This is a genomic window from Bacillus toyonensis BCT-7112 (assembly GCF_000496285.1).
GTDB classification, from domain to species: domain Bacteria; phylum Bacillota; class Bacilli; order Bacillales; family Bacillaceae_G; genus Bacillus_A; species Bacillus_A toyonensis.
This window is the reverse complement of the sequence record NC_022781.1, coordinates 2,822,377-2,842,427: the sequence shown is the minus strand read 5'-3', so window position 1 is coordinate 2,842,427 and position 20,051 is coordinate 2,822,377. Positions and strand designations below refer to the sequence as shown.

At 34.9% G+C, this 20,051-nt stretch carries 21 protein-coding genes and 1 pseudogene; 5 read left to right on the top strand and 17 right to left on the bottom strand.

Annotation, left to right across the window (positions count from 1 at the left end; genetic code table 11):
- Window positions 1-184: 184 nt before the first annotated feature.
- The 8 genes from BTOYO_RS14730 to BTOYO_RS14695 all read right to left on the bottom strand — a co-directional run bounded on the left by BTOYO_RS14730 (window position 185) and on the right by BTOYO_RS14695 (window position 4,491).
- Window positions 185-1,357: a homogentisate 1,2-dioxygenase gene (locus tag BTOYO_RS14730; RefSeq protein WP_000499906.1), complete on the bottom strand. Its 1,173-nt coding sequence runs from the start codon at window positions 1,355-1,357 to the stop codon at window positions 185-187.
- Window positions 1,323-2,279: a fumarylacetoacetate hydrolase family protein gene (locus BTOYO_RS14725; protein ID WP_000674026.1), complete on the bottom strand. Its 957-nt coding sequence runs from the start codon at window positions 2,277-2,279 to the stop codon at window positions 1,323-1,325. The genes BTOYO_RS14730 and BTOYO_RS14725 overlap by 35 nt, the downstream gene beginning before the upstream one ends.
- A 66-nt stretch (window positions 2,280-2,345) precedes the next feature.
- Window positions 2,346-3,464, bottom strand: a complete 1,119-nt coding sequence (gene hppD / locus BTOYO_RS14720; protein ID WP_000810910.1) for a 4-hydroxyphenylpyruvate dioxygenase — start codon at window positions 3,462-3,464, stop codon at window positions 2,346-2,348.
- Window positions 3,465-3,774: 310 nt separating this feature from the next.
- A complete protein-coding gene (locus BTOYO_RS14715; RefSeq protein ID WP_001083697.1) occupies window positions 3,775-3,885 on the bottom strand; it encodes a DUF3948 family protein in 111 nt (36 codons plus the stop codon).
- A 42-nt stretch (window positions 3,886-3,927) separates the two neighbouring features.
- Window positions 3,928-4,035: a DUF3948 family protein gene (locus BTOYO_RS14710; RefSeq protein ID WP_000664237.1), complete on the bottom strand. Its 108-nt coding sequence runs from the start codon at window positions 4,033-4,035 to the stop codon at window positions 3,928-3,930.
- Between the two features lie 44 nt (window positions 4,036-4,079).
- Window positions 4,080-4,196 carry a DUF3948 family protein gene (locus BTOYO_RS14705; protein ID WP_000654250.1) on the bottom strand — a complete coding sequence of 39 codons (117 nt, stop codon included), beginning with the start codon at window positions 4,194-4,196 and terminating at the stop codon, window positions 4,080-4,082.
- Window positions 4,197-4,231: 35 nt separating this feature from the next.
- Window positions 4,232-4,348 carry a DUF3948 family protein gene (locus BTOYO_RS14700; protein ID WP_000654250.1) on the bottom strand — a complete coding sequence of 39 codons (117 nt, stop codon included), beginning with the start codon at window positions 4,346-4,348 and terminating at the stop codon, window positions 4,232-4,234.
- Between the two features lie 35 nt (window positions 4,349-4,383).
- The gene (locus BTOYO_RS14695) at window positions 4,384-4,491 is read right to left on the bottom strand and encodes a DUF3948 family protein (protein ID WP_000664237.1); all 108 of its coding nucleotides are present in this window, start codon (window positions 4,489-4,491) and stop codon (window positions 4,384-4,386) included.
- A 450-nt stretch (window positions 4,492-4,941) separates the two neighbouring features.
- Here BTOYO_RS14695 and BTOYO_RS14690 point away from each other — a divergent pair, with 450 nt between their 5' ends.
- Window positions 4,942-5,814 (top strand): Cof-type HAD-IIB family hydrolase, encoded by an 873-nt coding sequence (locus BTOYO_RS14690; protein WP_000766432.1) that lies wholly within the window; start codon window positions 4,942-4,944, stop codon window positions 5,812-5,814.
- Window positions 5,815-5,852: 38 nt separating this feature from the next.
- Here the strand turns inward: BTOYO_RS14690 and BTOYO_RS14685 are convergent, their stop codons facing one another.
- From BTOYO_RS14685 to BTOYO_RS14665, 5 genes are all read right to left on the bottom strand, one after another.
- Complete coding sequence (locus BTOYO_RS14685) at window positions 5,853-6,818, bottom strand: ABC transporter ATP-binding protein (RefSeq protein WP_001294496.1); 966 nt, start codon at window positions 6,816-6,818, stop codon at window positions 5,853-5,855.
- A complete protein-coding gene (locus BTOYO_RS14680; protein ID WP_000030775.1) occupies window positions 6,815-7,795 on the bottom strand; it encodes an ABC transporter ATP-binding protein in 981 nt (326 codons plus the stop codon). The genes BTOYO_RS14685 and BTOYO_RS14680 overlap by 4 nt, the downstream gene beginning before the upstream one ends.
- A gap of 10 nt (window positions 7,796-7,805) precedes the next feature.
- The gene (opp4C, locus tag BTOYO_RS14675) at window positions 7,806-8,726 is read right to left on the bottom strand and encodes an oligopeptide ABC transporter permease (protein ID WP_000451062.1); all 921 of its coding nucleotides are present in this window, start codon (window positions 8,724-8,726) and stop codon (window positions 7,806-7,808) included.
- Window positions 8,727-8,737: 11 nt separating this feature from the next.
- The gene (locus BTOYO_RS14670; RefSeq protein ID WP_000860741.1) at window positions 8,738-9,694 is read right to left on the bottom strand and encodes an ABC transporter permease; all 957 of its coding nucleotides are present in this window, start codon (window positions 9,692-9,694) and stop codon (window positions 8,738-8,740) included.
- Between the two features lie 103 nt (window positions 9,695-9,797).
- Window positions 9,798-11,525: an ABC transporter substrate-binding protein gene (locus tag BTOYO_RS14665; RefSeq protein ID WP_023441127.1), complete on the bottom strand. Its 1,728-nt coding sequence runs from the start codon at window positions 11,523-11,525 to the stop codon at window positions 9,798-9,800.
- Between the two features lie 468 nt (window positions 11,526-11,993).
- Between BTOYO_RS14665 and BTOYO_RS14660 the strand changes: the two genes are divergently transcribed.
- The gene (locus BTOYO_RS14660; RefSeq protein WP_000369250.1) at window positions 11,994-12,191 is read left to right on the top strand and encodes a hypothetical protein; all 198 of its coding nucleotides are present in this window, start codon (window positions 11,994-11,996) and stop codon (window positions 12,189-12,191) included.
- Between the two features lie 296 nt (window positions 12,192-12,487).
- Here BTOYO_RS14660 and abc-f read toward each other — a convergent pair.
- Together abc-f and BTOYO_RS27970 are read right to left on the bottom strand one after the other, a co-directional pair.
- Window positions 12,488-14,366 (bottom strand): annotated as a pseudogene (abc-f, locus tag BTOYO_RS14655) (ribosomal protection-like ABC-F family protein).
- Window positions 14,367-14,491: 125 nt separating this feature from the next.
- Complete coding sequence (locus tag BTOYO_RS27970) at window positions 14,492-14,626, bottom strand: RAxF-45 family protein (protein WP_000830640.1); 135 nt, start codon at window positions 14,624-14,626, stop codon at window positions 14,492-14,494.
- A gap of 420 nt (window positions 14,627-15,046) precedes the next feature.
- Here BTOYO_RS27970 and BTOYO_RS14650 point away from each other — a divergent pair, with 420 nt between their 5' ends.
- Both BTOYO_RS14650 and BTOYO_RS14645 read left to right on the top strand, forming a co-directional pair.
- Complete coding sequence (locus tag BTOYO_RS14650) at window positions 15,047-15,175, top strand: hypothetical protein (RefSeq protein ID WP_002037821.1); 129 nt, start codon at window positions 15,047-15,049, stop codon at window positions 15,173-15,175.
- A gap of 133 nt (window positions 15,176-15,308) precedes the next feature.
- The gene (locus BTOYO_RS14645; RefSeq protein WP_002037820.1) at window positions 15,309-16,103 is read left to right on the top strand and encodes a DUF4931 domain-containing protein; all 795 of its coding nucleotides are present in this window, start codon (window positions 15,309-15,311) and stop codon (window positions 16,101-16,103) included.
- 11 nt (window positions 16,104-16,114) lie between these two features.
- Here BTOYO_RS14645 and BTOYO_RS14640 read toward each other — a convergent pair whose 3' ends face one another.
- Window positions 16,115-16,648: a transglycosylase SLT domain-containing protein gene (locus BTOYO_RS14640; RefSeq protein WP_000713241.1), complete on the bottom strand. Its 534-nt coding sequence runs from the start codon at window positions 16,646-16,648 to the stop codon at window positions 16,115-16,117.
- Between the two features lie 248 nt (window positions 16,649-16,896).
- Between BTOYO_RS14640 and BTOYO_RS14635 the strand changes: the two genes are divergently transcribed.
- Window positions 16,897-18,546, top strand: coding sequence for a DUF2334 domain-containing protein (locus BTOYO_RS14635; RefSeq protein ID WP_000759032.1), 1,650 nt, complete (start codon window positions 16,897-16,899; stop codon window positions 18,544-18,546).
- A gap of 32 nt (window positions 18,547-18,578) precedes the next feature.
- On the opposite strand, the gene BTOYO_RS14630 is transcribed toward BTOYO_RS14635, so the two are convergent.
- Complete coding sequence (locus BTOYO_RS14630) at window positions 18,579-19,349, bottom strand: TatD family hydrolase (protein ID WP_000871077.1); 771 nt, start codon at window positions 19,347-19,349, stop codon at window positions 18,579-18,581.
- Window positions 19,350-20,051: the final 702 nt, after the last annotated feature.

Genomic DNA, 20,051 nt, shown 5'->3' with positions numbered 1-20,051 from the left:
AATTCGCTTTTTTATTTTACTCATAACACTTTTTCTCGTCAATACTTTTGTCGAAATAAGTAGAAATCTTTCGGAATATACAATATCCTTATTATTCTTTCTGAGAATCTTTCTATCACCTTATTTTGGTGTCATTATACATATTAAAGAGGCGTGCTCCTTTATTGAGCACGCCTCTTTTTGCTTATTTCACAGTATATGAACCATCTTCAATCCAGCTATACATATACTTTTCATCTTCCGTTTCATGTGCTTGTTTTACAATACGAAGCGGACGGAATGTATCTATCATAACGGCTAATTCAAGCGTCTCTTTTTTTCCGATACTTGCCTCTGTTTTCCCAGGATGCGGCCCATGAGGAATTCCGCTCGGGTGAAGTGTAATAGACCCTTCTTCCACACCTTTTCGGCTCATAAAGTTTCCTTCTACATAGTACAGTACTTCATCACTATTCACGTTACTATGATAATACGGTGCCGGGATAGATTCTGGATGATAATCGTATAAACGCGGTACGAAAGAGCAAATGACGAAATTATGCCCTTCGAATGTTTGATGTACTGGTGGTGGCTGATGAATACGGCCTGTAATTGGTTCAAAATCCTCCACATTAAAGACCCACGGATATAAATAACCATCCCACCCAACAACATCTAGCGGATGATGCCCTAAAACATACTTATGCATATATCCTCTCGACTTTGTCATTACGACAAACTCACCTTTCTCATCATATGTCTCTAATTTTTCCGGGCCACGAATATCTCTCTCACAAAACGGGCTATGTTCTAACAATTGCCCATATTCATTGCGATAGCGACGTGGTGTTGTAATTTGGCTATTCGCCTCTACAACAAGAAACTTAGTCTCTCCTTCATCTGGAATAACACGATAAATCGTTCCAATTGGGATCGTTACATAATCACCTTTTCTATAGTGAATCGTTCCGAACATTGTTTCGATTTTTCCTGTTCCATAATGAACAAATAACATTTCATCGCCATCGCCATTACGATAGAAATAGTCCATTTTTTCTGTCGGAGTCACTACTCCAATTAATAAATCCTCATTCCCAAGCATAAAATTTCTTCCGCTTACTGCATCGCCCGTTTTTTTATTTTCTTTCGTGCGAAAATGACGATGTGCAAGAGCTACATCTTCTTCATACTGCAACTGACAAGAATGAGATACTGCCGCATGACCTACTTCCGTTGGCATATAATGATGGTACAAAATAGACTGCGTACCAGAAAAACCTTTCGTTCCCATTACCTGTTCACGATAAAGCGCTCCATCTTTTTTACGAAATTGTACATGTCGTTTATGAGGTAGCTCCCCCATGTGACGATAAAACATGCCCATCACCTGCTTTCATGTCTTTTTTGACCGTATTACGTAGCGTACCTAAACCAGTAATCGACAGCTCTACAACATCTCCATCTTGTAGCCACTCTTCTGTACCAAGTTCTAAAATACATCCTGTTCCTACTGTTCCAGAACCGATCACATCTCCCGGATATAAGGTCACGTCTTGTGAAGCACGTTCAATCATTTCAGCAAACGTATAGTAAATATCTTGGAAATTTCCCTTTGATAATAGTTTCCCATTCACGTGAGCAGTCATCTCTAAATCATATCGATTACCATTACGATAAATGTCTAATTCCTCTTTCGTAACGAGATACGCTCCTAATGAAGTTGCAAAGTCTTTTCCTTTTGCTGGTCCAAGCCCTACCTTCATTTCTGTTGCTTGTAAGTCCCTTGCACTCCAGTCGTTCATAATACAATAACCAAAAATATATTCCTCTGCTTGCTCACGAGAAATATTTCTTCCTTCTTTTCCGATTACACAAGCAATCTCTAATTCATAATCAAGCTTTTTAGACTTCTTCGGACCAATTACAAAATCATCTGGACCAATAACAGCACGATGGTTAGTAAAATAAAAAACCGGGACATCATACCATTCAGGTACAACATCTAGTCCTCTTCGTCCGCGAGCTGTTTTTACATGCTGTTCAAATGCATAAAAATCTCGAATGCTACCCGGATTAGGAATAACAGCTGTCAATTGTACTTCTTCTAAGGAATATATACCCTTGTTTGGATTCTTACTATTACGCAGCAGCTCTACATACTCATCCGCTTTCTCTAAAAAGGCGAGCATAGAGGAAGGGACTTTTCCGTCACTAGCAAGATTCATATCGATTACTTTGTCACCTTCAAGCCACCCAGCTCGCATTTCTTTCGAAGGGAGACGAAATGTAACAAATTTCATCATAATTCCTCCCTATGAAAATGAAATTTCCACCAGCAAAAGAATTCTTGCTGGTGGATACAAATCTTATAAATTTCCGCGACGCTCTTGTTCTCTTTCAATTGATTCGAATAATGCTTTAAAGTTCCCTTCACCAAATCCACGAGAACCTTTACGTTGAATGATTTCAATAAATAAAGTTGGACGGTCTACAATTGGTTTCGTAAAGATTTGCAGTAAATAGCCCTCATCATCACGGTCTACTAAAATCTTTAATTCTTTTAACTTATCAATTTCCTCATCGATTTTTCCAACTCGCGCAGTTAACTCATCGTAATACGTATCTGGTGTATCTAAAAACTCCACACCATTTGCACGAAGCGCTTCAACTGTTTTAACAATATCACTCGTTAATAAGGCAAGATGTTGTACACCTGCTCCATTATAGAATTCAAGATATTCTTGAATTTGCGATTTTCTCTTTCCATCTGCTGGTTCGTTAATAGGGAACTTAATACGACTTCCATTCGTCATAACTTTTGACATTAATGCCGAATACTCTGTACTAATATCATCATCGTCGAAATGGATCATTTGTTTAAAGCCCATAACATTCTCGTAATAACTAACCCACTCTTCCATTTTCTCAACGTTACCAACTACATGATCTACAGCAATTAAACCAGATTCTTCAAATGGAATATTAAACTCAACCTTTTGGAATCCTGGCATAAATGTTCCTTTATAATTTTTACGCTCTACAAGCGTGTGAATTGTATCACCATACGTACCAATAACTGCTTTTTTCAATGTACCATCCTCATCTGTTAACTCCTCAGGTGGAGCAATTGCGACGGCACCACGTTTCACCGCTTCCGAGTAAGCCTTATCAACGTCATCGACAAGTAATGCAACGTCTTTTACACCATCACCATGAGTTTTTACAAACTCTGCGATACGATTATCGCTACCTAGGGCCCCGGACACAACAAAACGCATATTTTTTTGCACAAGAACATAAGATACCTTTTCACGGTTTCCTGTTTCTAATCCAGAGTAAGCCACAATTTTGAATCCGAACGCTCTCGCAAGGTAATAACTCGATTGTTTTGCATTCCCTACGTAAAACTCCAAATGATCTACATCACGTACCGGAAAAAAGTCCTCCATTTGTGCAGCTAGCGTATCCATAGATTTTTGTTTCATAATCTCTTCATCCCCCTGTAAATAGATTAAATGGTCCATACCTAAAACCAACCGAAAACGCTTCCAACATCAATTTATAGAAATTAGTTAGCAGGCTAACAATTTCTGACCTTTAAAATTTTCTATCTTTTCTGTCAAATTCCTCTTTTTTTCTTACATATAAAATTCGACTTTTTTCTCTTTAAAGTAAGGGGAAAATATTCATAATTGAAGGTATATATGTGGGGAAAACAAAAAAGACTCCAACATATTAACTACTTACTAATACGTTAGAGTCTTTATTTTTTTTGAATAATTGTATTTATATTTCTCATACTAATATATTTGCAAGGAATAGAATAAATGATGTTAATATTACTGCTCCGCCTAATGATCCTAATAAATCTGTTTTTGTTACTTGTAGCACTTGTTCACTGTTCATATTCCTCATTCTCCTTTCATTTTGTACAATTTAAAACTTTTATTATACTAATACGCTTGATAGAAATACGATTAATGCCGTTAACACTACTGCTCCACTTGCTGATCCTACGAAATCACCTTTTGTTACTTGTAATACTTGCTCTTTCATATCTTTCATTCTCCCTTCATTTATCTTTTGTTACAAAACTTCTATTATACTAATACGCTTGATAGAAATACGATTAATGCTGTTAATACTACCGCTCCACTTGCTGATCCTACGAAATCACCTTTTGTTACTTGTAATACTTGCTCTTTCATATCTTTCATTCTCCCTTCATTTATCTTTTGTTACAAAACTTCTATTATACTAATACGCTTGATAGAAATACGATTAATGCTGTTAATACTACCGCTCCACTTGCTGATCCTACGAAGTCACCTTTTGTTACTTGTAATACTTGCTCTTTCATATCTTTCATTCTCCCTTCATTTATCTTTTGTTACAAAACTTCTATTATACTAATACGCTTGATAGAAATACGATTAATGCTGTTAATACTACCGCTCCACTTGCTGATCCTACGAAGTCACCTTTTGTTACTTGTAATACTTGCTCTTTCATATCATTTATCCTCCCTTTGAATAAGTTTTCTATATGTAATTTCTAAGAAATGTTTTTTTCATAGTTTTTATGTTATCGTTACATTGAATTTGATAACGTAACGTTTGTAACACTAATGTAACATAACTATTATTACGTTGCAATATGATTACGTAAATTTTATTACATTTTTTTACGTTTTTTATAAACACCCTTAAAAACCCTATTTCAATGCATTTCCCACTACATTCACGTTTGTAACATTCGTGTAACATTACAGTCATAAACCTAAATATAACTATATTCCTCTCTACTTTTGTTACAAATCAAGGTGAATCTTTAATAAGTAAGGTTGAATCTACTAGGTTTTCACTGGATGGTACACTATAGGACAAAATACTATCTTTCCAAGATAAGTTTATATGTTTCCTCTATATAACTATGTATAATAAAAACAAAGAGGTGGTCATTTTGAAATTAATCGCATTAGATATGGATGGTACACTACTATCATCTAATCTTGAAATCTCCAAAGAGAACTTACAAGCAATCCAAACTGCACAAGAAGCTGGACATATTGTAATGATTTGTTCTGGCCGCGCAAAAGAGGATGCTTTAAAACTATTGGAAGAATACCAATTATCTCTTCCAGTTGGAGCAAGCAATGGGGCAATTGTTTACGTGGATGGAAAAGTAATTAACTCGCGTTGTTTACAAAACGATAAAGTGTACAAACTTGCAAAATTACTAGAAGCTGAAGGTTTTCCATATAAGCTATATACAAATAAAGGGGTTTACTCTCCTTCTACATGGCAAGATCAAGTGATGCAGGCATTCGAAGAAAACAAGCATGCGCTAGATGTTACATTAGAAGAACTCGAAAGAATTACAGAAAAACAAAAGAAATCAAACCTAATTACTGATTTCCAAAAAATCGAAGATGTTGTAAACAATCAAGAACTCGAAATATCTAAATTCTTCATTTTAACGTTCAATGCAGGTCATCGCGCCCAGTTATTAAGTATGTTACAAGAAGACACTGCTATTATGGTTACAGCATCTGCTCCTACTAATTTAGAAATTATGGATAAGAATGGCCATAAAGGAAATGGGCTACAGCAGATGGCAGCTCATTTTAATATACCAATTGAAGATACAATTGCTATTGGTGATAATTTTAATGATGTACCAATGTTAGAAGTTGCTGGTTTATCTGTTGCAATGGGAAATGCTGAAGAAGATGTAAAAAAATTATGTGACGTTGTAACATTAACAAACAATGAACATGGTGTTGCCCATGCAATCGAGCAATTTGTTTTAAAACAAACTTTATCTAGTAAATAAAAAAAGACCCTTTCAACTTCTGAAAGGGTCCTTCTCTTTTATACATGATGACAAGCAACAAAATGATCTTCACCAACATTACGAAACTCTGGTACCGTTTGTGTACAAACATCTGTCGCAAACGGGCAGCGTGTATGAAAACGACAACCTGAAGGTGGATTTGCTGGACTGGGAATATCCCCCTCTAGTATAATTCGCTCCCGCTTCACTGTTGGATCTGGTATTGGCACAGCTGATAACAATGCTTTTGTATACGGATGAAGTGGATTCGTAAATAACTCATCACGCGGTGCCGTTTCTACAATCGTTCCTAAATACATAATTCCTATTTTTGTACATAAATGTTCCACAACACTTAAATCATGTGAAATGAATAAATAAGATAATCCCTTTTTCTCCTGTAACTCACTAAATAAATTAATGATTTGTGCTTGAATAGATACATCTAGTGCTGCCACAGGTTCGTCAGCTACAATGAATTCTGGATTTAATACCATAGCTCTTGCGATAACGATACGCTGACGTTGCCCACCAGAAAACTCATGAGGATACCGGTCAATATGATACGGAGCTAAACCACATAACTCCAATACTTCTATCACCTTTGCACGAACATTTTCTTTCGTCGCTAGTCCGTGAGCCAACATCGGCTCACCAAGTGCTTCTCCAATTCTCATTCTTGGGTTTAATGAACTAAATGGATCTTGAAAAACAAGCTGCATATTAGGGCGATGTTTTCTCAATTCCTCCTTGGATAAGGAATAAACATCGTGCCCTTTAAACTTTACTTCTCCCTCCGTTTTTTGGACGAGACGTAAAATTGTTTTTCCTATCGTTGTTTTTCCACTTCCTGATTCTCCAACTAGGCCAAACACTTCACCTTTATTAATAGTAAAACTTACTCCATCAACTGCCTTTACATGTCCAATCGTTCTACTAAATATGCCGCCCTTAATTGGAAAATACGTCTTTAAGTTTTTCACTTCTAATAATGGTTCACTCATTGTTCCGCACGCTCCTCATATAACCAGCAAGCTACTTTATGGTTCTCATCGTGCACATTCAAATTTGGTGCCTCTTCTTTACATATTTCCATACAATGCTCACAACGACCACTAAAATAGCAAAACTCATCCAAACCAACTAAATTAGGAACTTGCCCTGGAATAGAATATAGTTTATCTATTCGTTTTCCCATCACTGGTTTTGATTTCAACAACCCTTTCGTATATGGGTGTTTCGGATTTTGGAATATCTCTAGTACCGGTGCTTCTTCAATAACTTTCCCGCCATACATAACGACAACGTAATCAGCCATTTCTGCTACAACGCCTAAATCATGTGTAATTAATAAAATGGATGTTTTAAGTTCCTCTTTTATTTGCCTTAATAAGTCTAATATTTGGGCTTGAATCGTAACATCAAGAGCTGTTGTCGGCTCATCAGCAATTAATAACTTAGGATTACAACTAAGCGCAACAGCAATCATAATGCGTTGTAACATGCCTCCACTTAGTTCATGTGGATACGAATGGACAATTTCATCCGCACGAGCTATACCAACTTTACGAATTAATTCGATTGCCTTTTTATACGCCTCATTTTTACTAAGTAATTCATGCTCTCTTAACGTTTCTACAATTTGTTCTCCTACAGTGAAGACGGGATTCAGCGATGTCATCGGCTCTTGGAATATCATCGCAATATCATTTCCTCGTAAACTACGAAGCTCTTTCTCTTTCATACCTAAAAGACTTTTTCCTTCATATAAAATGTCTCCACCTACTACACTTCCTGATTCAGCAATAAGTCCCATAATCGATAGCGCCGTTACACTCTTTCCGCAACCCGATTCACCTACAACACAAACTGTTTCACCTTCTCGAACTGCAAAGCTAACATGATTAACAGCCTTTACTGTTCCTTCTTCTGTCTGAAAATGTGTTTGCAAATCTTTCAGCTCTACTACCGCTTTACTCATATTCCCTCACCTACCGTCTCATCTTTGGATCTAACGCATCACGAAGTGCATCACCAAGTAAATTAATTGATACAACTGTTATAAAAATTGCAAAACCGGGCGGAATCCATAACCACGGACGCTTTTGGAAATCGATTAATGAGTTAGCTGCACTAATCATATTTCCCCATGATGGTGTAGGCGGGACGACTCCGAGACCTAAGTAGCTTAGTGCGGATTCCCCTAAAATAGAGCCTGCAACACCTAATGTGGATACAACAATTAAGATCGGTAAAACATTAGGGATTAAATGATATATAATTTTCCGGTAATCTTTTATTCCTAACACATCAGCAGCTTGCATAAATGCTTGCTCCCTGAGTGATAAAATTTGACCTCTTACAAGACGTGCAAGTCCTGGCCAACCTACTAAACTTAAAATAATCATAATGACATAAAGACGATAATCAGATGGTACTTTCCATTCTGATAAAATAGCTCCCATTATAATAAGCAACGGCAATCCCGGCATCGACATTAAAATATCTGCAAGACGCATAATAATATTGTCGACAATCCCGCGATAAAAACCTGCAATAGCTCCTAATAAAGCTCCAAGTATAACCGATAAGACCATTGAAGCTAATCCAATTGTTAATGAAATGCGTCCTGCTTGCATAAGTCTTGTTAAAATATCTCTTCCCAATTGATCTGTACCGAGCCAATGTGAAAAACTAGGTGGTTTGTTAATTAAAGCGACTTGTATTTTCCCTGATGCATATGGCGAAAAGAGCGGACCGACAAAACAAAATAAAAACATAAACATTAGTGCATAAAACCCCACGAGTGCCATCTTATTTCTCTTTATTTTTTTAAGAGCCTGTCGCCATGGTGATGATTCATTTCTTCTCTTTTTTTCTTTTTTCTCTGTAATTGCTGTAACAGTTTCCATCTAATCCCCCCTTACTTCAACCGAATACGTGGATCGACAACTGCATATACGATATCAGCGAAAAAGTTTGAAACAATTGTTAAACAAGAAAGAAACATCGTAAATGCCATTAATACTGTATAATCACGAAAATTTAGTGCTTCTAATTGAATATTACCAATCCCTGGCCAGTTAAAAATTTGTTCAATAATAATTGCTCCCGAAAATAAACCTGGTAATTCAAATGCTAATAACGTAATCGCCGGTAATATTGCATTTTTTAACGCATGCTTATAAATAACAGTCTTCTCCTTTAAACCTTTCGCCCGTGCTGTTCGTATGTAATCTTGCCTTACAACCTCTAACATGCTTGTTCTAAAGTAACGAGTTAATGAACCCACACCAAGAAGAGTCAAAATAAATACTGGTAAAACCATATGCTTGGCAACTTCTATTACGTAAGCTAATCCAGTCGAATTACTCCCGACATCAATCATTCCGCCTATCGGTAATAACTTAAAGTCCACCGCGAACACCTTAATTAAAAACAAACCGATAAAAAATGAAGGAAATGACATTGCTGCAAAGACACCAATTGTTACAAGTTTATCGAATAAAGAATGTTGCTTCGTCGCTGAGAATACGCCGATAATAAGTGCAATTAGCCAAATAAAAAACAATGCAATAACAGCTACACTAAAAGAATTCCAAATAAATTTATTTAATAATGACGTTACAGGTTCCTGATATTGAAGCGAAAAACCAAAATCCCCTTGCAATGCATTACCTAACCAATGAAAATAACGCTCAACAATTGGCTTATTTAATCCATATAATTCCCTAAGTTCAGCTGCCCTTTCAGGTGTAATCTTTGGATTTGAATCAATATAGTCTCCTGGAAGAAGCGCAAACAGGAAGAAAATAATAATTGATGTTCCGAACAGTGTAGGAATCATTTGTAACAACCTACGAACGATATATGTTTTCACCCTTTTTCTCTCCAATCTTATGCCTAAAATAGAAGAACATTTTTTCAAAGCGGTACATTACTAACCGAATGAAAAAATGTCTTCTATTTATACATCCTTATCGTTATTTTTCAAATGATAAAACTGGTAAGTTTGCGCTAATACTATTGTATTTTTCAGAGTCAATTCCTTTTATATTCCCGTTATAACCAGTAATTGTTCTACGGTAGTTTAATAGAATTACTGGTGGGTCATCACTTAACTCTTTATATAATTCTTTATAAATAGGTTTACGTTTTTCAATATCAACTGTCTCAATACCTTTTTTAATTAACTCATCTACTTTCGCATTTTTATAACCAAGACTCTTATCATTGACACCAGACAAATATTCACCAGCTGTTTCACTCGGATCACTTGTAATCGGTGTCGAAACAGAAGCTAAATCATAGTCACCTTTATTTACCTTCGAAAGCATAGTATTAAAGTCCATAAATTCTGGATTAAATTCTACACCTATTTCTTTATAATTCTCTTTCGCAATTGGAATTAATAAATCACTATCTTTAGCCGCACTTGGGCCGAAATAAGAAAGCTTTAATTTTTGACCATCTTTTTCACGAACTCCATCCGAACCAACTTTCCATCCTGCTTCATCTAATAATTTTTTCGCTTTTTCTTTGTCGTATTCATATTTATTAACTCCTTCTTCCGTATAAGCCCAAGAAGTTGGATGAATTGGTACATTAGCTACCGTACCGTATCCTTTCAATGCTGTATCAACATATTTTTTACGATCTAATCCGTAAATAAGTGCTTGGCGAACCTTTTTATCCTTTAAGTACGGCTTATTATTATTCATATAAATATAACTAAATGACGCTGCTGTTTCGATTTGGATATTCGCAAATTCTAAACCCTTAGCCTGTTCAAGAATTTCATCACCAGTACCTAGGCCAGTGTAGTCAACCTCACCTGTTTGGAATAATTGAAGCTTCGTATCGCCAGAAGTAATTTTATAAATGAAGTTTGGAATTTTGGGTTTGCCCGCATAATAATTTTCATTTGCTACAAATCGAACTTCTTGCCCCGGGATATACTTTTCAAATTTATATGGACCCGCAGCTATCGGTTTTCCATATAACTCTTTTAAGTAATCTAAACTTGTATTTTGTTTGTAATCTTTTCCGTAATAAGCTTTTGATAATACTGTACCACCTAAAACAAATATAGCTTGTGAATTAACTTTTTCAGTGGTAATTTTAATTGTTTGTGGATCAACAACTTGAATACCTTCAATAGAAGTTGCCTTTCCTTCTTTATATTCTTTACCACCTTTAACCGCATATTGAGAGATATCTATTTCACCTTCATATGCCTTATCATGTAAAAGCGTCAATGTGAACGCTACATCATCTGCTGTTAATGGCGATCCATCGCTAAATTTTAAGTCTTTACGTAAATGGAATGTATATGTTAACTGATCAGAAGAAACGTCCCACTTCTCCGCTAATTCCGGAATTGGTTTCCCTTGTTTATCCGTTGATACAAGAGATGCAAAAATCACTGAAGTCACGTTTCCATCCCAACCATTTTGTTGGAAATATGGTAAAAATACGCCACCAGGTTTACTAATACCAACTACTAGCGTATCTTTTCTATTCTTCGCTTTATCTGGTACTTTCGTTTTATCTGTCGCAGCGATCTTTTCAATTTTTATATTTTTTAAATCTTGTTGTTTAACCGGTTCTGTAGAAGCCTTATCTTCCTGTCCCCCACAAGCAGATAGCACAAGCGAACTACTCATTAATACCGAAAATACACCAGCCCATTTTTTCGTCTTTTTCTTCATTGTCCCCACCCTAACTTTTTTTTAATAATTACACCTTATGAACTGCTTGCCTTATGTATGCCTCCCACAGCAACATTTATAACCAATCGGAAAAGTCGGTTTTAATCGTAAAAAATAGATGTTTTTGAGGGGTAACAATCTTATTCCGACTTTTCCGGTAGACTTTATGGTTAATAGATTATAACTTTCAATATATTTTGTCAATTCTTTCTAAATAAATATTTTTATGGTTTTTTTCAAAAATATTGTCTATTTAATTTAGGAAACTACATATCGTTGTAGTTATCTTCACTCAACCCCTACTATAGCTTTTTTTATAAGTCCCTTTTCGTTTTCAATATGTATCGTTTCTAATGTTTTTTAGTTTATGCATCCACATTTTATATTAAAAAACATAAAAACTACTTCTATTCCTTCAGCATGAAACATAGAATACTAATAATCAATTACCAAAAAGGGGGCGAAAACATGGACAACCTATTCCAATATGTCCTGCACTACGTATTATTAACAATTATGATAGTCGGGGCGCTATTACTATTCCCTTTCTTCCCAAAATTCGTCCTCTTTTTAGCTTTTTTTATTATGCTCGGGATCGCTATTATCATTTCAACAAAAGAAGATACCACACAAAAAGAAAGCAGAGTTCAGCGCGTAAAGCTGTGACTCTGCTTTCTTTTTTATTTTCAATCTCAGATTTCCATCATACATACTTATGTCTCGGGAAATAATTAGCCTTTACTTTCGTAATTAATCCTATCGAAAATCTACTAATAACATATATATTTTGCCTCATCATTGCATATGTTTCACAACCTATACAAGATGCGTAACAAAGATTTACCCAAGTTACTGTTTCACGTGAAACACACTTTTTCATTTATCTCTTACAGTAAAATATAGTTATAAAAAAAGAAAGCTAATCCCTTCAGCAAAACTGAAAGGAATTAGCTTTCTACTCTTTACCCCACAATATTATCTAACTCATTATATAACTCCGCTCGTAACAACTCTTTTTCGTTTTTCTTCATACAATTGTTCAAGCATTTCAACATCAGCTACATGTTCCATTTTACATTCAAGTGCATATATATCTTCTTCTACACGCATTAACTCGGTTTCAATCCCCTCAATATTCCTAGCTTCTTTCTTTTTTACAGGGACTGTTTCAATACTTTTTCTCCCTTGAGGTTTCTGCCTTATTACTTGCTTCTCAATCCTTTCCTCCCACTTTTGACGAGCCCATGCATAGTTCCCTGCAAACTCAAATAATTTGCGTTCATCAATCCAATACGTCTTTTCAAATAACTTATTTAAAAAATAACGATCATGTGAAACAGCTAAAATCGTTCCATTATATTGCTCAAGAGCTTCCTCTAAAACTTCCCTTGATTCAATATCAAGATGGTTTGTCGGCTCATCTAAAATTAAAAAATTGATGTCTTGATACATAAGTTGCGCCAGTCTTAGCCTCATTTTTTCTCCACCGCTCAGTTGCGTTACATTCTTAAACACAGCTGGACCATAAAATAAAAACTTAGCTAATATATGTCTTGCTTCTCCCTCTGTTACAGCTACATACTCTCTGAAAGCTTCCAATACATTACTCTTCATATTTCCGTACGCATGCTGCGATAAATAACCAATTTTGACACTACTACCCATCCGAATTTCACCAGCATCTGGCTCTATTTCTTCTAATAGTAATTCTAGTAGCGTAGTCTTCCCTGTGCCATTACGACCAACGATAGCCGCACGCTCCTGAAAACGAACATGTAAATTCGCTTGTTCAAATAAAGGTTTGTCAGAAAAACCTTTACTCACTTCTTTCATTACAACAACATCTTTCCCGCTTCTCTCTTGCCCTTCAAACTGAAGTCCCATCTGTTTTCGTTCTAAAATCGGTCTCTTTAACTTCTCCATACGTTCTAACGCACGTTCCATATTTCTCGCTCTCTTATGCAGTCCTTCATTCGGCGGATTCGCTTGATTTGCCCATTCACGTAGACGCTTAATTGCTTCTTTCATTTTCTTTATTTTCTTTTGCTGTTCTTGATAAGCCTGAAACTCATGAAGCAACCTTTCTTCCTTCTCCTCAACAAACTGAGAATAATTCGTATGATACACGTGAATTTCTCCATCTTCTAAATCAAAAACTTTCGTTACAACTTCATCAAGGAAATAGCGATCATGTGAAATAACCATAACCGTTCCGGTGTATTCTTTTAAAAATTGCTCTAACCATTCGACTGCAAATAAATCCAAATGATTTGTCGGTTCATCTAATAGAAGTAAATCTGGTTTCTGCAATAGCATATACGCAAGGCTTACCTTCGTCTGTTCTCCTCCACTTAATTCTAGAAATGATCGGAGGAATAGTTCCGTCACTTGTAGACCATTTGCTACCTTCATAATATTTGCCTCTATTTCATAACCACCAAGAAACGTAAATTTTTCTTGAATTACACCGTACCTCTCCATCAGTTTTTGCAAAGCAGACGCTTCCCGTTCCTCCGTCATATTTTTTTCTAAAACACGCATTTCTTTTTCTAATTCCTTTTCTACTTTAAAGGCGGAACCCAATACATCGTATACAGTCATGCCCTCATCAAACTTTGGAATTTGTGCGACATGACCAATACGTGTACCTTTCTTCATATGAACGGCTCCTGCATCCACATTCTCCATTCCTGTTAGAAGACCAAAGATTGTTGTCTTCCCACTACCGTTACGGCCAACTAAACCAACACGTTCACCATTCTTTATTTCAAGCGATATATTTTCAAATATGATGTTTCCACCAAAAGATTTCGTTACATTATTTACACTACAAATTGTCATTTTCCGTACTCCTTTCAATATAAAAAAACCATGGGAAAGAAACATTCCCCATGATTTTCGACATAGAAAAAGGAAGCCAAATAGCTCCCTTTTCACACGTTTATTAAAAATGGGTGAAGAGATTTCTATCGTTCAATAGCTACTATGCAATTGTTAAAAAAGGGCAGACGTATCCCGTTAACAATTACATCATGAAAAATCGCACGACAAAAATAGATAAAATCTAAAAATTTGGCACGCGCAGCTAAAGAACGTTTCATCTCATTCACCCCTTTCGTACGGAATTTAATACTTACTTCTTTATTATACTTCCCTATTTTATGTTTGAATAGTCATTTTTCTGAAAATAATGAAGATAGACTAAACATTTCAATAAGTGACATCAAATCTTACAAAACTGTTATGTTCACGTAATGGAAAGCGATAGTACGAAAAGATGCCTCCCTATACAATAAAGATGTAAACAAGAGAGACAAACAAAAGGAGGAAACAATCATGATGAAAGAAATCGTAAAAGCAATCTTTGAGGTATTAGTGAACGGACAAGCAGTTGTAAAAGAACTAAAGGAACTATAAAAAGGAGTGAAGAAATATGATGAACATGGTGAAAATGATCTTACATGCTTTAGTCGATGCAAAGGCAGTTAGCCAAGAATTAAACCAACAATAAAAAGGGGTATATGAATATGAAGAAAGCCATTATTATAATCACAAGTACAGCAATCGCCTTATACACAATAAAAAATAGAAAAACGAAACATAGTGAAAATACTCTATATTATCCATACACATTATTAAAGAAAAAATAAAAGACAAGATACCCTATCGTAATGAGGATATCTTGTCTTTTATTTTTCCCTATTCACTTTAAAGGATTTCCTCCTCCTTTCCCCGAATGTATTAAGCGGGATTTTTACACATATTTTAAAGGGGTATATACAAATGGATACACAACAACTATATTTTTTAAACGATATCGGTAAACAAAAACCAGAAAGCATTCGGAACAGAAGCGCTGCATGTCCATTTTGCGATAGAGAAAATTTAACGGATATTTTAGAAACTGAGGGCTCAATTATTTGGTTGAAAAATAAATTCCCTACATTAAAAGATACATTTCAAACCGTTTTAATCGAAACGGATAATTGTGAAGATCATATCGCAACATATACAGAAGAGCATATGCGAAAACTAATTCATTTCTCTATTCAACATTGGTTAAAGTTACAGGAAAACGAAGACTTTTCATCTGTAATTTTATACAAAAATCATGGTCCATTTTCAGGCGGAAGTTTGCATCATGCACACATGCAAATTATCGGAATGAAACATGTAGACTATCTCGAGAATATTGAAGAGGAAAATTTCCAAGGGATAATTGTTCAAAAAAATGAACGTATTGAACTCAATATTTCAGAGCTTCCTATTATCGGTTTTACTGAATTCAATATAATCATTGATGATATTGCATGTATAGATGAAATGGCAAATTACATTCAGCAAACTGTACGATACATACTGACAGATTTCCATAAAGGGTGTAGCAGTTATAACTTATTCTTCTATCACTTAAACGGAAAAATTATTTGTAAAGTTGTTCCTAGGTTTGTCGTTTCACCGTTGTATGTAGGATATAAAATACCACAAGTTTCTACAAAACTAGAAGAAGTGAACATACAACTAGCGCAGTACTTCACAAGGCAGGAAGACAAAAATATCCATAAAAAAATAGAGTAGGTATCGAAAACCTACTCTTTTAGTACACCTTTATTTCGATAGTATACGTTCTCTAATCCAACGTTATACTTCATATTGTTATCCGTCCACTCTGGCCCTAAATTCCCTGGCCATCCTGATGTATTCGCTACATATTTCAATAATGCAAAATCAGTCAAGCCTCTTTGCACCCCGCGCTTATATCCCTTCACCAAATGCGGCATTGCAATTTGTGCATTTGTACGTGGGTCTTTCAACTCTTCATCAGTTAAATGATCTGGCGCAAGTCCACCACCACGGTGCAATTGAAACAATCCGAATGAAGTTCCGTTGTCTCCAATACTTCTTGGATTCAATCGACTTTCATGTTCGGCAATTGTAAGAGGTATCCATTCTGGAAGATTTACTTTCTTTGCTTCCTCTATAATAATTTGTTTCATCTGTTTTGCTTCTTCTGAATCAACATAGCTTGTCTCTTTCACTAGCTTATCCATTCCTTCAGACTTTCCTTGGAAATATAAATACACCCCAAGAACGACTAAAAATCCTACAAAGAATTTCTTCACTACCTCTACCTCTTTCTCCGCTGAAATTTGTCCCCTTTCAGCCTTCCCTTTACAATTACCTATGTTCTATCATTCTCTTACTCTTTTATCATAGCAAATAACTATACATATTATCATCATGCTTTAGGCCTATTTTGTGAAAAAACATTTGGTAAATACGTGCAAAAATGTAACTTTCATAGACTATAACTTATTTTTTGTATATAATTGTAAATTGAATTCTAAATATAAACTAGGAGAATAATAATATGAAAAAATGGCTATTACTCTTATTCAGTTTACTACTATTAATTCCTGTCCCTATTTCCGCACAAAAAACCGAAAAGTCGAAAGTCCTTATTTTATACAGTTCAAATGATGATCAAATTACAAGTGATATCCAAATACTTAATACACAAGTAGGACATTTCACTAATGATATAACAATTAAAAATATAAAACAGTTATCTGAAGTAACTGATAAATCTTCGTATACACACGTTATTTACATGGGTGAAAAACAAGAAGAACTTTCTACTGAAGCAAAAGAATTTCTAGAAAGCTTCCCCGGACCACTACTAGTTTTAGGTCAAAACATAGAACAGTTATCTAATCGTTTTTCGTTCATCACACTTAAAAACGAAGATATAAACTCTGATAAAATTGAATATCCAACACGTAAGCTAAAGAATACATTAGAGGAAGAGAGATCAATTAAACAACTTGATACAAATGGAACAATTCTTGCCCATGCCTTAAGAGACAATAATACTTATCCATTAATTGTACAGCAAAACAATTCGTATTACGTTGCAACTTCCAACCTCTTTGATTGGATATCTTATTATATTGGCGAAAGCTTATTTTCTTATTTTCAACAAAAACCTGAAACTAATAAAAAATTAGCCTATTTACGCCTCGAGGATGTTCACCCAGCTGCAGATATAAATCAATTACAGGATATTGCCGACTTATTAAAGAAGAAAAAGATTCCTTACATGATAACTGTTATTCCTGTATATACAGATCCAGATACAGGTGAAACACTACATTTAAAAGATAAACCCGAACTAGTCGATCTTTTACGCTCTATGCAAGATGATGGTGCAGCAATTATTATGCATGGTTATACTCACCAATTTTATGACAGTGAAACTGGTGAAGGGTTTGAATTTTGGGACGTAAAAACTGATCAACCCATTCGTCAACCGAAGCATGAAAAGCCAAAAACAAAAGATAATTTCCCAAATATAGAGGCATATAACCAATATGTAAAAAAAGGTGAAGCATTTGAAGAAAAATATACGACAGATCATATTGAAAAAGGTATCCAAGAACTTGTAGATGCTAAACTATATCCTGTCGCATTTGAAGCACCTCATTACACAATGTCTCAAAAAGGTTATGAAATCTTATCAAAGTACTTTTCAACTTATGTAGGTCAACTGCAGTTAAGTGATACAACTTGGAAATCCATGCACTCTCCAGCGTATAGAAGTACACCATCATTTCTACATGGAATGAAATTAATGCCTGAAACAGTTGGATTTATTGAAGAAGATAAACCACGAGCTATTGCCCAAATGAAAGAGCGTGCTTTATCTGTTGCTAAATTATCCGATGGAATTATTGGTGCATTCTATCATCCTTACTTAGGTGTGAAACCATTAAAAGAAGTATTAAAAGATCTAGAGAGTATTCCAAACATAGAGTGGATTGATTTACAAAAAGAAACGAATGAAGTAAAAATGAAAGATATTCATATTACTACTAATAAAGACGGTATCCACGTTGAAAAATCAACTAGTGCAAATGACGTAATTGATTATATAAAACAATATGGATTCTTCCTTATACTTGGGTTCGTTATCATTGTCTTTCTATTATTATTAAGACGTGCGAAAAAATTAGAATCCTAATAAAAAACACTAAGCGAGCTGCTTGGTGTTTTTTAGGATTCAGTCAATCGATAAAAGCGAACTGTATTCTTATATATTTGTTCTGCAACTTTCTCTACTGGAATTTTTTTTATTACACTAACTTCTTCTAATACATCTTTAATCATACAAGGGTGTGTTATAGTATTCTCTTGAAATTCCCACGGTCCATCCGTTTCTACCATCATATATTCCAGTGGATAATACGAAACGATCTTTCTAATTTTCTCCTTATGTAAAACATCTGGTGTGATAGAAATATAATAACCATTCCTCACCATCCGTCCCATTGTCGCTTCATTTCCTTTAAACCAATGGAAGTGTGCACGTGAAATTTTATATTCTTCAAGTAAATCACATACAATATCGGCATCTTCATAAACTGCGTGTAATACAATGGGCAAATCATATTCACTAGCTAGTTCTATAAATCGTCTCAATATCGCCACGTATGAATCTATAGTAACCCCTTCATCTTCTTTCGTTAAATAATACGGCAAGCCCACTTCACCAATCGCAATGATTTCCTCAGCATGAGCTTCAATTAATTTGAATATGCGCTCACATTCTTCTTTATGAATCGATTGCTCCGGATGAAATCCTATTGCTGGGTGTATGAAAGGGAATTTCTTTCCTAAAGATAAAGTTTCCTTACATGATTGATAATTCATAGATACCGCAATAAGCCCCTTTACCTCTTTACTATTTTCCAAATCTTTAAGTAATCTACTTTTCTCTTCATCCTTATATTGATCAACATGTATATGGCTATCAATCCACTTCATCTTTATTCCTCCATAAAAAAAACAAGAAAGGAACTCCCTTCTTGTTTTATCATCTATATTATTTAACAATTAAGTTTGTTATGATATCAAATAATCCAATACATACTACAGCAACAGTAAAGTAGCTACAGAAATCTTTAATTGGAAACCTCACTACTTCTTCTTTACGCATCCCATTTTTCTCCCTTCTTACTAAATCCCTAACTATTTTCATCTATTTGTATCTATTATGCAAAAAATATGACAAATTTACTATCGAATTAACTTACGTAAACCTTACAATGTTGTAAGGTTTATAAAAAGAGCCCCATCTACATACAGATGAGGGTTATTAAAAAGTAGTTGGTTTTTCATTCTTCCTTACATTACAAACAGAAAGTAATACATTAGACTTTCTATTTATACTATATTAAATTTACTATCTTTTAACTATCGAATTACATTACAGAAGGCTTACATGTTTGTAAGCTATGCGTAATGTAATTCGATAGTTTTCCATATCTATATTTCGTACAATACAGTTAGAAAGTAAGCCAAATAAGAAGAACGCTCACATAACCAAATTACATTGCTAGTAGCTACTCTTCTTATACCTTTCACTCATGCTACTACAATGTACCCCCTTCCCCTTTATATAATAAAAAAAGCCTTAGCCCATATGGACTAAGGCTTTTTTACGAACCTCGAAATACCCCTACCTAG

What these genes read in the sequence shown, in the direction of transcription:
- BTOYO_RS14730 (WP_000499906.1), bottom strand. Translation starts at nt 1,357, where the DNA reads ATGTTTTATCGTCACATGGGGGAGCTACCTCATAAACGACATGTACAA.
- BTOYO_RS14725 (WP_000674026.1), bottom strand. Translation starts at nt 2,279, where the DNA reads ATGAAATTTGTTACATTTCGTCTCCCTTCGAAAGAAATGCGAGCTGGG.
- hppD (WP_000810910.1), bottom strand. Translation starts at nt 3,464, where the DNA reads ATGAAACAAAAATCTATGGATACGCTAGCTGCACAAATGGAGGACTTT.
- BTOYO_RS14715 (WP_001083697.1), bottom strand. Translation starts at nt 3,885, where the DNA reads ATGAACAGTGAACAAGTGCTACAAGTAACAAAAACAGATTTATTAGGA.
- BTOYO_RS14710 (WP_000664237.1), bottom strand. Translation starts at nt 4,035, where the DNA reads ATGAAAGAGCAAGTATTACAAGTAACAAAAGGTGATTTCGTAGGATCA.
- BTOYO_RS14705 (WP_000654250.1), bottom strand. Translation starts at nt 4,196, where the DNA reads ATGAAAGATATGAAAGAGCAAGTATTACAAGTAACAAAAGGTGATTTC.
- BTOYO_RS14700 (WP_000654250.1), bottom strand. Translation starts at nt 4,348, where the DNA reads ATGAAAGATATGAAAGAGCAAGTATTACAAGTAACAAAAGGTGACTTC.
- BTOYO_RS14695 (WP_000664237.1), bottom strand. Translation starts at nt 4,491, where the DNA reads ATGAAAGAGCAAGTATTACAAGTAACAAAAGGTGACTTCGTAGGATCA.
- BTOYO_RS14685 (WP_001294496.1), bottom strand. Translation starts at nt 6,818, where the DNA reads ATGAGTGAACCATTATTAGAAGTGAAAAACTTAAAGACGTATTTTCCA.
- BTOYO_RS14680 (WP_000030775.1), bottom strand. Translation starts at nt 7,795, where the DNA reads ATGAGTAAAGCGGTAGTAGAGCTGAAAGATTTGCAAACACATTTTCAG.
- opp4C (WP_000451062.1), bottom strand. Translation starts at nt 8,726, where the DNA reads ATGGAAACTGTTACAGCAATTACAGAGAAAAAAGAAAAAAAGAGAAGA.
- BTOYO_RS14665 (WP_023441127.1), bottom strand. Translation starts at nt 11,525, where the DNA reads ATGAAGAAAAAGACGAAAAAATGGGCTGGTGTATTTTCGGTATTAATG.
- BTOYO_RS14660 (WP_000369250.1), top strand. Translation starts at nt 11,994, where the DNA reads ATGGACAACCTATTCCAATATGTCCTGCACTACGTATTATTAACAATT.
- BTOYO_RS27970 (WP_000830640.1), bottom strand. Translation starts at nt 14,626, where the DNA reads ATGAAACGTTCTTTAGCTGCGCGTGCCAAATTTTTAGATTTTATCTAT.
- BTOYO_RS14650 (WP_002037821.1), top strand. Translation starts at nt 15,047, where the DNA reads ATGAATATGAAGAAAGCCATTATTATAATCACAAGTACAGCAATCGCC.
- BTOYO_RS14645 (WP_002037820.1), top strand. Translation starts at nt 15,309, where the DNA reads ATGGATACACAACAACTATATTTTTTAAACGATATCGGTAAACAAAAA.
- BTOYO_RS14635 (WP_000759032.1), top strand. Translation starts at nt 16,897, where the DNA reads ATGAAAAAATGGCTATTACTCTTATTCAGTTTACTACTATTAATTCCT.
- BTOYO_RS14630 (WP_000871077.1), bottom strand. Translation starts at nt 19,349, where the DNA reads ATGAAGTGGATTGATAGCCATATACATGTTGATCAATATAAGGATGAA.